This window comes from Micromonospora sp. NPDC005254, from assembly GCF_042872525.1.
Lineage (GTDB): Bacteria > Actinomycetota > Actinomycetes > Mycobacteriales > Micromonosporaceae > Micromonospora.
Map to the genome: position 1 here is coordinate 748,518 of NZ_JBIAKM010000003.1, position 12,559 is coordinate 761,076.

At 69.0% G+C, this 12,559-nt stretch carries 11 protein-coding genes; 10 read left to right on the plus strand and 1 reads right to left on the minus strand.

Annotation, left to right across the window (positions count from 1 at the left end; genetic code table 11):
• Nucleotides 1–1,161: a Xaa-Pro peptidase family protein gene (locus ACFYPR_RS13075; RefSeq protein WP_355066761.1), complete on the minus strand. Its 1,161-nt coding sequence runs from the start codon at nucleotides 1,159–1,161 to the stop codon at nucleotides 1–3.
• Nucleotides 1,162–1,766: 605 nt separating this feature from the next.
• Between ACFYPR_RS13075 and ACFYPR_RS13080 the strand changes: the two genes are divergently transcribed.
• From ACFYPR_RS13080 to ACFYPR_RS13125, 10 genes are all read left to right on the plus strand, one after another.
• Nucleotides 1,767–3,296 (plus strand): sugar ABC transporter ATP-binding protein, encoded by a 1,530-nt coding sequence (locus tag ACFYPR_RS13080; RefSeq protein ID WP_387259968.1) that lies wholly within the window; start codon nucleotides 1,767–1,769, stop codon nucleotides 3,294–3,296.
• The gene (locus tag ACFYPR_RS13085; RefSeq protein ID WP_387259970.1) at nucleotides 3,293–4,357 is read left to right on the plus strand and encodes an ABC transporter permease; all 1,065 of its coding nucleotides are present in this window, start codon (nucleotides 3,293–3,295) and stop codon (nucleotides 4,355–4,357) included. Before ACFYPR_RS13080 ends, ACFYPR_RS13085 begins: the two co-directional genes overlap by 4 nt.
• Nucleotides 4,358–4,370: 13 nt before the next feature.
• Nucleotides 4,371–5,402, plus strand: coding sequence for an ABC transporter permease (locus ACFYPR_RS13090; RefSeq protein WP_387259973.1), 1,032 nt, complete (start codon nucleotides 4,371–4,373; stop codon nucleotides 5,400–5,402).
• A gap of 40 nt (nucleotides 5,403–5,442) precedes the next feature.
• The gene (locus ACFYPR_RS13095; RefSeq protein ID WP_355066760.1) at nucleotides 5,443–6,603 is read left to right on the plus strand and encodes a sugar ABC transporter substrate-binding protein; all 1,161 of its coding nucleotides are present in this window, start codon (nucleotides 5,443–5,445) and stop codon (nucleotides 6,601–6,603) included.
• Nucleotides 6,604–6,612: 9 nt separating this feature from the next.
• Entirely contained in the window at nucleotides 6,613–7,656 is a 1,044-nt protein-coding gene (locus ACFYPR_RS13100) for an NAD(P)-dependent alcohol dehydrogenase (protein WP_354857496.1), read from the plus strand.
• Between the two features lie 77 nt (nucleotides 7,657–7,733).
• Nucleotides 7,734–8,621 carry an SMP-30/gluconolactonase/LRE family protein gene (locus ACFYPR_RS13105; RefSeq protein ID WP_354857494.1) on the plus strand — a complete coding sequence of 296 codons (888 nt, stop codon included), beginning with the start codon at nucleotides 7,734–7,736 and terminating at the stop codon, nucleotides 8,619–8,621.
• 29 nt (nucleotides 8,622–8,650) lie between these two features.
• Complete coding sequence (locus ACFYPR_RS13110; protein ID WP_354857492.1) at nucleotides 8,651–8,941, plus strand: putative quinol monooxygenase; 291 nt, start codon at nucleotides 8,651–8,653, stop codon at nucleotides 8,939–8,941.
• Between the two features lie 45 nt (nucleotides 8,942–8,986).
• The gene (locus ACFYPR_RS13115) at nucleotides 8,987–9,991 is read left to right on the plus strand and encodes a LacI family DNA-binding transcriptional regulator (RefSeq protein WP_354857490.1); all 1,005 of its coding nucleotides are present in this window, start codon (nucleotides 8,987–8,989) and stop codon (nucleotides 9,989–9,991) included.
• Nucleotides 9,992–10,200: 209 nt separating this feature from the next.
• Entirely contained in the window at nucleotides 10,201–11,430 is a 1,230-nt protein-coding gene (gene manD / locus ACFYPR_RS13120) for a D-mannonate dehydratase ManD (protein ID WP_354857487.1), read from the plus strand.
• A complete protein-coding gene (locus tag ACFYPR_RS13125) occupies nucleotides 11,420–11,983 on the plus strand; it encodes a gluconokinase (protein WP_354857485.1) in 564 nt (187 codons plus the stop codon). Before manD ends, ACFYPR_RS13125 begins: the two co-directional genes overlap by 11 nt.
• Nucleotides 11,984–12,559 lie beyond the last annotated feature (576 nt).

Consider the following 12,559-nt stretch of genomic DNA (forward strand, 5'->3'; position numbering starts at 1 on the left):
TCACCAGAAGTTGCGCATGGGGAAGTTGTCCAGCGGTTCCACGCCGTCCTGGGTGACCCGCACGATCCGCTCGGTCCGCAGCCCACCGACCTCGGGAACGTTGATCGTCGCCTTGAGCGTGAAGACCATGTCCTCCTCGAGCACGGTCTCGTTGCCCGGGCCGATCCACGGCAGCTCCTCCTCCGGGTCCATGCCCGTGCCGTGGCCAGTGCCGCGGCCCATGGCCTCGCTGGAGTACGGGGCGTACCCGCGCTCGACCAGTACGGCCTGCATGACCTTGTTGAGCTCGTCGGCGGTGATGCCGGCCCGGGCGGTCTCCAGCCCCACCTCGACGGCGTCGGCGGCGGTGTCGATGATGTCGCGCTGCTGGCGGGTCACGGACCCGTAGGCGAAGCCACGGCCGCCGTCGGCCACGTAGTTGCCGTACCGGGCGCCGATGTCGGTCATCACCATCTCACCGGGGCGCACGACGCGGTTGGTGGGCAGGGCCAGGCTGAACGCGGCCCGCGGACCCGACTGCACCATCGACAGGTACGCGGGGCCGTCGGCGCCAGCCTCGATCATCGCGATGTCGGCCACCCGCGCCATGTCGCGTTCGGACATCGGGCCGTTGTTCTCGAGTGCGGTCCGGATGGCGTCCATGGCGAGGTCGGTGATGCGGGCGGCCTCGCGGAGCTGGCCGAGCTCCCACGCCGACTTGCGCGCCTTCTCCAGGGCCACCGCCGAGGTGGGTACCAGTGGCGCGCCGCCGAGCGCCGCCGTGCAGCGCTCGTGCAGGTGCGCCGGGATCAGGCCGTGGCCGGCCAGGCCGACCGGCCCGGCGCCCTGGGCCGCCAGCAGGTCCGTGAAGGTCTGCTCGAGCGACCCGAAGGTCTCCACCCGGAACGTCGACACCTCACGCGCGTAGTCCAGCGTCCCGTCCCCCACGAGCAGCACCGGCTCACCGTCGAGCGGCAGCACGAGCAGCGCCAGGGCGATGTCGTGCACCCCGTCGACGGGGCGGAAGTCGGTGAAGTAACGGACGTTGGCCGACCGCCAGCAGTCGCCATAGGACAGGACCGCGCCGAGCCCCTCGGCGGCCGCCCGCCGGCGCACGCGGGCGATGCGGCGCTCGATCTCCTCCAGCGGGATGGCGGTGGGCGGGGCGGGAACGGCGGTCATGAGCGGGGCTCCTTCGGCATTCCGGTGGACGTGGCGTCGCGCCCTGCCGGCACCGGCGGTGCGCGGACGGCGGGCTGTGTGCAGTGGCGGTACGCGGCCGGCGAGACCCGAGCGCGATGGTGGACGCCTCGGCACTGCCGACCCGTGAGATCAGTGGAGATAACGTTTACCAAGCCGGCGTCGCTGTCAAGGCCCGAACCTTCTTCGCCGTTGCGTGTCGTGCCTCGTCCCGGCTCCCGGAAACGCCATGTCTTCGCACAAAACACCAGCTCAGAGCCCCATATGACGGTCTGGCCGGACGCCGTCAGGAAGCCCGGTGCGGGTCCTGCCCCCGGGTGGCAGAGTCGCTCAGGCGACTGAGAAATCGATTCCTGAAGTGATTGACACGACAGTCGTACACGTCTAACGTCTCGCGGCACGACACCCCGTGCGAGACAACGAGACCGGCCGTCACCACGGTCCGATCCCGGGGTCAGAGCGCGCGCCGGCAGTTCGGCGCGTCCCAATTCCTTCGGCAAAGGCGAAATGTCATGTCGGACAGTTCCACGGCTCCTCGCCGGTCACCCAGTGACGACGACGGCGCCCTCGTTCAGGTGCGCGACGCCGTGAAACGTTATCCCGGGGTCGTGGCGCTCGCCGGGGTCAGCGTGACGCTGCGTCGCGGCGAAATCCACGCACTGTTGGGTGAGAACGGCGCCGGCAAGTCGACACTCATCAGGTTGCTGTCGGGCATCACCACGCCCGAGTCCGGCGAGATCCTCCTCGACGGTGCGCCGGTGGCCCTGCGCAAGCCGCGCGACGCCCAGCAACTCGGGATCACCACGATCCACCAGGAGCTGTCGCTGGCCCCGGACCTGACGGTGCTCGAGAACATCTTCCTCGGCCGCGAGCTGCGCAGCCGCCGATTCGGCCTGCGCCTTCTCGACGAACGCGCGATGCTGGGCAAGGTCCGCGACCTGGCGGTCGAGTTCGGGCTGACGCCGGACGACCTCGACTGCCGGGTCGCCTCGCTGGGAGCTCTCAAGCAGCACGTCGTGGAGATCCTCAAGGCGCTTGCCTTCGACTCGCGCCTGGTCATCCTCGACGAGCCCACCTCGGGCCTCGCCGACCACGAGCGGGAGAGCCTGTTCGGCCACATGCGTGCCCTGCGCGACCGCGGCATCGCCGTGCTGTGGGTGACGCACCGGCTCGACGAGCTCTACGGCCTGGCCGACACCATCACGGTGCTGCGCGATGGCACCCACGTGGCGACCGTCGACGACGTGAGCGCGGCGACGCCCGACGAGCTGGTGCGACTCATGGTCGGCAACAAAGCGGAGACGGTCGGCGCGCTGGCCACCGGCAGCGTCGCGAGGGACACCCGGTGGCAGGGGGACCGCAGCGAGGTTCTCCGCCTGACCGGAGTCACCCGGCTGCCACTGACCGACATCGACCTGACGCTGCGGCGTGGGGAGGTACTCGGTATCGCCGGTATCGCCGGGGCAGGCCGCACCGAGCTGGCGCGGGTCATCCTCGGCGCGGACCGCCTCGACTCCGGCGAGATCGCGGTCAACGGGCTGGTGACCCGGATCCGTAACCCGCGCCAGGCGTACCGCCTCGGCATCGCGCTCGTACCCGAGGACCGCAAGACGACGGCGATCCTGCCCGACTTCACGATCTCGAAGAACATCACCATCGCCGACCTGCGGCGCGTCGCGCGCGCCGGCGTGGTGCTCGACCGCCGTCGCGAGAACGCCGTCGCGACCGGCTTCGTCAAGGACCTCGGCGTGCGTACGCCGGGCGTCCACCAGAAGATCCGCAATCTCAGCGGCGGCAACCAACAGAAGGTCATCGTCGCCCGCTGCCTGTTCACCCAGCCGTCCGTGCTGATCTTCGATGAGCCCACGCAGGGCATCGACGTGGCGGCGAAAGCAGAGGTCTACCGGCTGATCCACGACTTCGTCGACAACGGGGGCGCCGCCATCGTCATCTCGTCGGAGTTGCCCGAGCTGCTTCGGGTCAGCGACCGGATCGCCGTGATGCGCGAAGGCAGGCTCGTCGGCGAGGTGGAGTGCGGCGGCGACAGCACCACCGAGATGGATGACCGTAGAGCGGAGAAGATCATGGCTCTCGCAGTGCGCGGCGGTGTCGCATGAACCTGGCTCGGCGCGTCGCCCGGCTGCTCGCCGTCGACGGCGCAGCAGTGGTGCTCGCATTCATCATCATGGTGGCCTTCTTCTCGGTGAAGTCCGACGTCTTCCTGACCGGGGAGAACCTGCGCAACCTCCTCGTCGAGGCGGTGTTCGTCGTCCTCATCACCGCCGGCATGACCTATGTGCTGCTCGTCGGCGGGATCGACCTGTCGGTCGGCGCCACACTGGGACTGTCCGGCGGCGTCACGTACTTCAGCCTCCTGCACGGCGTTCCCGTCGTGCTGGCCGTGGCGATCGGCATCCTGTTCGGCGCCTTCGTCGGCGCCGTCAACGGCCTGATCATCAGCGGCCTCGGCGTCAACGCCTTCATCGTCACGCTGGCGATGATGAGCATCGAGTTCGGCGTGCTCGCGGTCCTCACCGCCAAGGTGACGCTGGCCGGAGCCAACTCCTCGACGTTCTCCTCGATCGCCGGGGAAAGCGTTCTCGGGATCCCGATCCCGGTCGTGATCTGCGCGGTCATCGTGCTCGCCTTCGAATTGATGCTCATCAAGACGCCGTTCGGCCGCGGGGTCTACGCGGCCGGCATGAGCCCACGGGCCGCGCAGCTGGCCGGTGTGTCGGTCAACCGGGTGCGGTTCCTGGTGTACGTGCTGTCGGGCGCGGCGGCCGGTCTGGCCGGCGTGGTCCAGGCGTCCCGGCTGAACTCCGTGCAGGCCGGCCTCGGATCGGGGTACGAGCTGACGACAATCGCCGCCGCCGTCCTGGGCGGTATCAGCCTCGCCGGCGGCCGGGGCACGGTCTGGCGCGGCGTCATCGGCGCGCTGTTCCTGGCGACGCTCAGCCGCGGGCTGCAGCTGCTCGGTGTCGACCCGCTGTGGTTCACGATCGTCACCGGCGCCAGCATCATCCTCGCGATCGCGTTCGACCGTGGCGTCCAGCGCGTCGCCGCCGGCTGGCTGACGCTCAAGTCGCCGGCCGCCACCCCGGCGGAGCGGCGCGACGACGACGGGACCGCCGGCACCCGGTCACCGAGTCCCTCCGCCCTCTCTTCCGTCGATTGAGATGACTCCTGCCATGAGTACATCCGGGTCCATCCCGTCGGTCCGGCGTCTCGCCTCCGCCGCACTGGCGAAGCCGAGCACCGGTGTCATCGTCCTGTTGCTCGGCATCTGCGTCTTCATGGCGTTCACCGAGCCGGTGTTCCTGACGTTCAACAACTGGTCCAACGTGTTCAACCAGTCGGTCTACGTGCTGATCCTGGCGATCGGCATGACCGTCGTGCTCATCAGCGGCGGCATCGATCTCTCGGTCGGCGCGGTGCTGGGCCTGTCCGCCGGGGTGATGGCCGACCAGATCAACACCGGGCGACCGTTCATCGCGGCATTCATCCTGGCCCTCGCCGCCGGCGCGGTCCTCGGGCTGTTCAACGGCGTGCTCATCACCCGGATCGGCCTGCCGGACTTCGTCGCCACGCTGGCCACCATGGGCATCGCCAGCGGCCTGCTGTACCTGTGGACCAGCGGCTTCCCGTTCACCGACTACATGCTGGACGTGTACTACACGCTCGCCGGGCGCGAACGGTACCTGGGCTTCGTCACCGTCCCCCTGATGCTGTCGCTGCTGATGGTCGCGGTAGTCGCCTTCGTCATGCGGCGTACCTCGTTCGGCCGGCATGCCTACGCCGTCGGCAGCAACGCCGACGCGGCTCGGTTGTCGGGCATCAACGTCAACCGCGTACGCGTCACCGCGTACGTCATCAGCGGCGTGCTCGCGGCGCTGGCCGGTGTGCTCCTGGCCGGGCGCACCACCACTGTCGCCCCCAACATGGGCCTCGGCTACGAGGTCCAGGCCATCGCGGCGGCCGTCATCGGCGGGGCCGCGCTGTCCGGCGGACGTGGCCGGGTGGGTGGTGCCGTCCTCGGCGCGCTCGTCCTCACGGTCGCCAACAACGTGATCAACATTGCCGGCGTCAGTGCCGAATGGCAGCAGATCGTGCTCGGTTCGATCCTGTTGCTGGCCGTCACTCTCGACCGGGTCGGCACCCTCGGCTACGAGCGATCCCTGGCCCGCGCCCGCCGGCAGGCGGTCGTCGCCGCGGACGCCTGACGTCGCTTCCCCAACCCACCACCTTTCTCGGAGGCCTGCAATGAGTGACGCCCGCAACGACAACCTGCCGTCCCTACCGTCGCGTCGAAATTTCCTCAGAGGTGTCAGCCTGATCGGCGGTGCCGCGGTCGGCGGCAGCCTGCTCGCCGCGTGCTCGAGCAAGGAGGTCGACAACAGCCCGACCGGCGGCGGAGGCGGCAACGGGGGCAGCCCGATCAGCCAGAAGTACGACGACGCGGTTCGGAAGATCGTCAACGGTCGCACGATCCAGATCGGCTACACGGTCCCGGTGCTGTCCGAGTACTTCAACGAGATCCAGGGCGCCGCCTGGCGCAAGATGGCCGAGTACGAGGAGCGGTTCGGCGTCAAGTGGAAGTGGGAGCGGTCGGCGCCCACCGCCAACTACAAGTCGGTCGAGCAGCACGTGGGCATCGTGCAGAACTGGGCCACCCGTAAGTTCGACGCCATCTTCATCTGCACCTCGGCCAACTTCGCCACCATGCAGGGCGTCTACCAGCGGGCCGCCGAGCAGGGCACGATGGTGATCGAGTACAACATGCCGATCGAGCTCTACCCGGCCGACCAGCTGCGGACCGCCGCGACGGTGGGTTACCACAACGAGACCCAGTCGGGTTACCTCGCCGGCAAGTACATCGGTGACAAGCTGAACGGCAAGGGCCGGGTACTGGCGCTGTTCGGCCCCGCGGGGTCCGACTACAGCAAGATGCGCGGCGACGGCCTGAAGCGGGCGTTCGCCGAGTACCCCGACGTGAAGCTGGTCGCCCAGGCCGACGGCGGCTATGTGCGGGACAAGGGCTTCGCGGTCGCGCAGGACCTGCTGGCCGCCAACAAGGACATCAACGCGATCTACGGCGAGAACGAGGACATGGCGCTGGGCGCCTCGCAGGCCATCGACCAGGCCGGCCTCAAGCACTGGGACGGCAAGGAGGGCATCCTCACGATCGGCGCAGACGGCCTGGTGTCGGGCTGCGAGAAGATCCGTGAGGGCAAGCTGACCGCGTCGGTCGACGTGGGCCCGGTCGACAACGGACTGCGCCTGGTCGAGACGATGTTCAACCGCGTCGTGCTCGGCAAGAACATCGACAAGGTGACCTACGTCGGCACGCAGATCATCGACAAGAGCAACGTCGACGCGCCGCAGGCCTACCTCCAGTGGGCGCTGGACGCCAAGAAGTACTAAGGAGAACCAGTGAAGGCCGCACGACTGCACGCCTACCACCAGCCGTTGGTCATCGAGGAGGTCCCCGACCCCGAGATCACAGGCCCCTTCGACATCATCGTGCGTACCGGCGCCGCCGGCCTGTGCCGGACCGACCTGCACATCCAGTGGGGCGAGTTCGAGAAGGAGCACGCCGACGCGGGGCTGGACCTGCCCTACATCCCCGGCCACGAGAGCGCCGGCTGGATCGAGGCGGTGGGGGAGGGCGTCAAGCACCTCGCCGTCGGCGACGCGGTGATCCTGCACCCCTTCGTCACCTGCGGCGTCTGCGCCGGCTGCCGGGCCGGCGACGACATGCGCTGTGAGAACGCCGTGTTCCCCGGCCTCTACACCGACGGCGGGTTCGCGCAGAAGATCAAGACCGGCGCGCGCGCCGCGCTCAAGATCGCTGACAACCTGCACCCGGTGGACGTGGCCCCGGTCGCGTGCGGTGGCGTCACCGCCTACCACGCGGTGAAGCGCGCCGCGAAGCTGCTCGTGCCGGGTACCCAGGTCGTGGTGATCGGCGCGGGCGGCCTCGGGCACGTGGGCATCCAGTGCCTCACCGCGATGACCCCCGCCGAGATCATCGTCGTGGACAAGAACGCGGCGGCGCTCGAACTCGCCAAGAGTTGGGGGGCCGAGCACACGGTGCTCGTCGACGGCGATCAGGTGGAGGCGGTCAAGGCGCTGACCAAGGGGCGCGGCGCCGACGTCGTGATCGACTACGTCGCGGAGCGCGGTGCCGAGAAGTGGGGCGTGGACATGCTTCGCTCCTTCGGCACGTACTTCGTCGTCGGTTACGGCGGTGAGCTGCAGGTCGATACCAAGCGGATCATCAACAACGAGCTCAACTTCGTCGGCAACCTGATCGGCAACTTCAACGAGCTCGGCGAGTTGCTCGCGCTGATGGCCCAGGGCAAGGTCACGCTGCACACCAAGACCTACCCGCTCGAGCAGATCAACGAGGCGATGGCCGATCTCGAGGGCGGCCGTCTGCAGGGCCGCGGAATCATCGTCCCGAACGAGTCCTGACGTCCCGTGCGACGCGCCCCCTCCGCCGGGAGCGGGGCGCGCCGTGACTGTAAGACCGGCACAGAACGGAGTCGATGATGACCGCTGTCCAGGGTACGGCCGGCCGGCCGGCGCAACTGGTCACGGACGAGCCGCTGAGGCAGCTCACGACCGGTTACCTCTTCACCGAGGGCCCCTCCTGGCACCCGCACGAACAGTCCCTGACGTTCACCGACATCCCGGCCGGCCGCATCTTGCGGCTCGACGCCGCCGGGGACGTCACGGTGGTGCGCGACCCCAGCAACAAGGCCAACGGCACCGCGTACGACCGGCAGGGCCGGCTGGTGGTGTGCGAGCACGCGACCAGCCGACTGGTACGACGCGAGCTCGACGGTTCGTGGACCACCCTGGCCGACCGCTACGACGGCAGGGAGCTCAACAGCCCCAACGACGTCATCGTGGCGAGCGACGGCACCATCTACTTCACCGACCCGCCGTACGGGCGGACCAGCGAGTTCGTCGGGGTGCTGCGCGAGGTTCCGCTCGACGTGTGCGGTGTCTACCGGCTCGTTCCCGACACCGGCGAGCTGACTCTGCTGATCGACGATCTCGACGGCCCGAACGGATTGTGTCTGTCGCTCGACGAGAGCGTGCTCTACGTCAACGACACCGAGCACGGGAACATCCGCCGGTTCCGGCTGCAGGACGGGCGGGGGACCGGCGGAGAGGTGTTCGCCGTCACCAGCGGCCCCGGTGACCCGGTGGTCGACGGTCTCAAGATCGACTCGACGGGCAACGTCTACTGCACCGGCCCCGGCGGCATCCACGTCTACTCGCCGGACGGCGCCCACGTCGGCGTCATCGAGGTGCCCGAGGTCGTCGGCAACTTCGTGTGGGGCGGCGAGGACCTGTGCACCCTCTACATCTGCGCGAGCACCAGCGTCTACAGCGTCCGCACGACAGTGGCCGGTCTCGCCGCGTTCTGACGTTCCTAAACCGACAGGAGAACAAGCTGATGGAACGGTTCGTGTTCGCCCGGGTCGAGGCCAAACCCGGGTCCGTCGACATCCTGCGCGACGCGGCGGTGGCGCTCGTCGAGCCCTGCCGGGCCGAAGAGGGCAACCTCGCGTACAACGTCTTCCAAGGCGCCGACAACCCGCGTGAGATCTGGTTCCACGCGCACTGGCGCGACCAGCGTTGCCTGGACAATCATGGCAGTACTGAGCACGTGGCCGCGTGGTTGAATATCGTCAAGGAGTACGCTGTCGCACCAGTCGACGTACACGTTGCCGTCAAGCAGGCGTAGGGCGAGACGAGAAGGCCAGCGTGGTACGGGGGCCGGTGAGTCGAGATGCGGGAAATAACCATCAAGGACGTCGCCAAGGCGGCGCGCGTCTCCACCGCGACCGTGTCGCGGGTCGTCAACGGGAACACCAGCGTCGACCGGCAGCTCGCCGACCGGGTCGAGAAGGCCATTGAGGAGCTCGGATACCGGCCCAGTGTCCACGCGCGCCGGCTGGTGGCCGGCCGCACGTGGCTCGTCGGGGCCCTCGTGCCGGACCTGTCGAACCCGTTCTTCCCGATCGTGCTCCGGGGGCTCACCTCGGCCGCCGAGGAGGCTGGCTACAGCGTGGTCGTCGCGGAGTCGGGCGAACACGTCGAGCGTGAGATGAAGCTCGCGCTCGGCCTGCTCGCCCAGACCGACGCGCTCGTGCTGTGCTCGCCGCGGATGGACATCGAGCAACTGCACGAGCTGGCGGTGCAGTCGTCGCCGACGGTCTGCGTGAACCGGGCACAGAGCGGCCTCGGGATGCCCTGCGTGACAGTCGACGAGTACGAGGCGGCGCTGTCGCTGGCCGGGCATCTCGCCGGGCTCGGGCACCGGCGTATCGGGTACCTGCAGGGCCCGCCGGGGTCGTGGTCGGACTCGGTCCGGTGGCGCGCGCTGCGGGCCGCCTCGTCGTTCGGGCTCGACGTCGTGCCGTTCCCGTGCGGCCCCGACCTCGAGGCCGGCTACGCCGTCGCCCGGCAGCTCGCCGACAGCGACGTGACCGCGGTGGTGGCGTTCAACGACTACGTCGCCCTCGGCGTGCTGTCGGGCCTGCAGGAACTCGGCGTCAAGGTGCCCGAGGAGCTCTCGATCGCGGGCTTCGACGACATCCCGTTCTCGGCCTACGCCACCCCGCCGATCACGTCGGTCCGGCGCCCCGTCGTCGAGTTGGGCCGGCAGGCGTGGCGTGCGCTCGAAGCGCGGATGCAGGGCCTGCCGGTGAGCGACCCGCCGGTGCTGTCGAGCGAGGTGGTCGTGCGTGCCTCCACCGCAGCCCCTGGCCGCAGGCCCGCTGACGCGCCGTAGCCGCTCGACCTGTTCACCGTTTTGCCTGACCGCCGCGGTGGCGGTCCGGTCCGATCCGTGACCGGGTCGCCGGGGCAGCGCGTCGCCGGCCGGAGCGCCCGCTGCCGGCGTCCGGCCCGGGGCGCAACGAACGTTTTCTCCCGGTGGCTTGCGAGCCGGGAAGCACCATCCTGACGAACCGCCCGAGCATCACCTCAGAAAGGCACCCTGTGAAGATCGTCGCAGCAGACGTCATCGTCTCCAGCCCTGATCGCAACTTCGTGACGCTGAAGATCACCACGGACGAGGGCATCACCGGCCTGGGCGATGGCACGCTCAACGGGCGGGAACTCGCCGTCGCCTCCTACCTGGCCGACCACGTCGTCCCGCTGTTGCTCAACCAGGATGCGCACCGCATCGAGGACACCTGGCAGTTTCTGTACCGCTCGGCGTACTGGCGCCGTGGACCCGTCACCATGGCGGCCATCGCCGCCGTGGACGTGGCGCTGTGGGACATCAAGGCAAAGGCGGCCGGGATGCCCCTCTACCAGCTGCTCGGCGGCGCGTCCCGCACCGGCATCAGGGCGTACGGCCACGCCTCCGGCCGTGACCTGCCGGAGCTGTTCGACTCGATCCGCCGGCATCTCGAGCTCGGCTACAGGTCGATCCGCGTGCAGACCTCGGTTCCGGGTATCAACGCGGTCTACGGCGTCGCCGCGCAGTCCGGTGCGGACAACAAGCGGTACGACTACGAGCCGGCACAGCGCATCCCGCTGCCGGCCGAGGAGGACTGGGACACCCGCGCCTACCTGCGCCACCTTCCCGGCGTCTTCGAGGCGGTCCGCAACGAGTTCGGCCCCGAGCTGCCGCTGCTGCACGACGGCCACCACCGGATGACCCCCATCCAGGCCGCCAAGCTCGGCAAGGCGCTGGAGCCCTACGACCTTTTCTGGCTCGAGGACTGCACCCCGGCCGAGAACCAGGAGGCGCTGCGGCTGGTCCGTCAGCACACCACCACGCCGCTCGCCATCGGCGAGGTCTTCAACACGGTGTGGGACTACCAGACGCTCATCCGGGAGCAGCTGATCGACTACGTCCGCTCCGCGGTCACGCACACCGGCGGCATCACCGCCATGCGCAAGCTGCTCGATTTCGCCGCGCAGTACCAGATCAAGTCCGGCATCCACGGGCCGACCGACATCTCCCCGGTCGGTATGGCTGCCGCCCTGCACCTCGACCTGGCGATCCACAACTTTGGAATCCAGGAGTACATGCAGCACGGCCCGCTGACCAACGAGGTTTTCCGGCAGTCCTTCACGTTCACCGACGGCTACCTCCACCCGGGCGATCAGCCGGGGCTCGGTGTCGAGCTCGACGAGGCCGCGGCCGCCAAGTTCCCCTACGTGCCGGCCTACCTTCCGTTCAACCGGCTCAAGGACGGCACCGTCCATGACTGGTGACGGCGCCGTCGCCGGTCGGCGGGTACCGGCTCCCACCCGACACGTAGTCGTGATGGGTGTGTCGGGCTGCGGCAAGAGCACTGTGGCCCGGGGCATCAGCATCGCCGCGGGCCTGCGGCTGGCCGAGGCGGACGAGTTCCACTCCGAGGCCAGCGTGGCCAAGATGCGGTCCGGCGTCCCGTTGCAGGACGCCGACCGCTGGCCCTGGCTGCGTGCGCTGGCCGCCTGGATGGCCGCCCGGTCCGCTGAGGGAGTCTCGACCGTACTGGCCTGTTCGGCGCTGGAACGGTCCTATCGGGACGTGCTCCGGCAGGGGCCACCGGAGCTGGACTTCGTGCACCTGGACGGGCCCACCGAGGTGATCCGGGAGCGGTTGTCGCAGCGGATCGGGCACTACATGCCGGCCTCCCTGCTGGATTCCCAGCTCGCGACCCTCGAACGGCCCCAGCCGGACGAGCCCTGCCTGGTGCTCGACGTCTCCCTGCCGCCGGACCAGCTCGTCGCGGCGGCCGTGAGCGGGCTCGGCCTGCGCGTTCCAGAGACGTCGCGCTGAGCGGTGCAAACGGCCAAGCGGCGCCGACCCGGACCCGGGTCGGCGCCGCTCGACCGTGTGGTACGCCGGGCTCTCACCAGGGCGGATGACATTTCGGCAGGCGCAACGTCGGCCCTCCTGGAACCGTCCTTCGCTGGGCCAGCCACCCTGATGGCCGGCGGCCAGAAAATCTAGGCTGGAACGACTAGACATCTTCTGCATGGTGGCATACTGTTCCTCGAGTCGAGAGGAAAGATCCGTCAGGACGCGGACGGGCCGTTCGGCCGTGAGGTCACGACGGACGGCGAGGAGAGGAACAGGCTTCATCGTTCCCTCCCGAGAAGAAGTAGGAGCACGTCACTCGGCGTGATACGAGCCGGGGTGCAGGTGGGGCCAAGGCTCTTCTAGGGCTCCAGCTGATGTTCGCCGTACGTGTGGGGGCCGTGAAGTCGCGTGGGCTCCAGCACCGGCGGATCGTACGTCAGCCAGGGAAAGAGGTAGTAGAGGAAAGGGAGGGCCGTACACCGTTGGATCGCCCGCCGTCGGCCGTCATGTCAGGCCGGGCGGACACCGCAGTTTCCATCGAACGAGAGGTGG

Coding starts and splice junctions, on each gene's coding strand:
- ACFYPR_RS13110 (WP_354857492.1), top strand. CDS start 8,651: ATGGAACGGTTCGTGTTCGCCCGGGTCGAGGCCAAACCCGGGTCCGTC.
- ACFYPR_RS13090 (WP_387259973.1), top strand. CDS start 4,371: ATGAGTACATCCGGGTCCATCCCGTCGGTCCGGCGTCTCGCCTCCGCC.
- ACFYPR_RS13075 (WP_355066761.1), bottom strand. CDS start 1,161: ATGACCGCCGTTCCCGCCCCGCCCACCGCCATCCCGCTGGAGGAGATC.
- ACFYPR_RS13095 (WP_355066760.1), top strand. CDS start 5,443: ATGAGTGACGCCCGCAACGACAACCTGCCGTCCCTACCGTCGCGTCGA.
- ACFYPR_RS13125 (WP_354857485.1), top strand. CDS start 11,420: ATGACTGGTGACGGCGCCGTCGCCGGTCGGCGGGTACCGGCTCCCACC.
- ACFYPR_RS13085 (WP_387259970.1), top strand. CDS start 3,293: ATGAACCTGGCTCGGCGCGTCGCCCGGCTGCTCGCCGTCGACGGCGCA.
- ACFYPR_RS13105 (WP_354857494.1), top strand. CDS start 7,734: ATGACCGCTGTCCAGGGTACGGCCGGCCGGCCGGCGCAACTGGTCACG.
- ACFYPR_RS13115 (WP_354857490.1), top strand. CDS start 8,987: ATGCGGGAAATAACCATCAAGGACGTCGCCAAGGCGGCGCGCGTCTCC.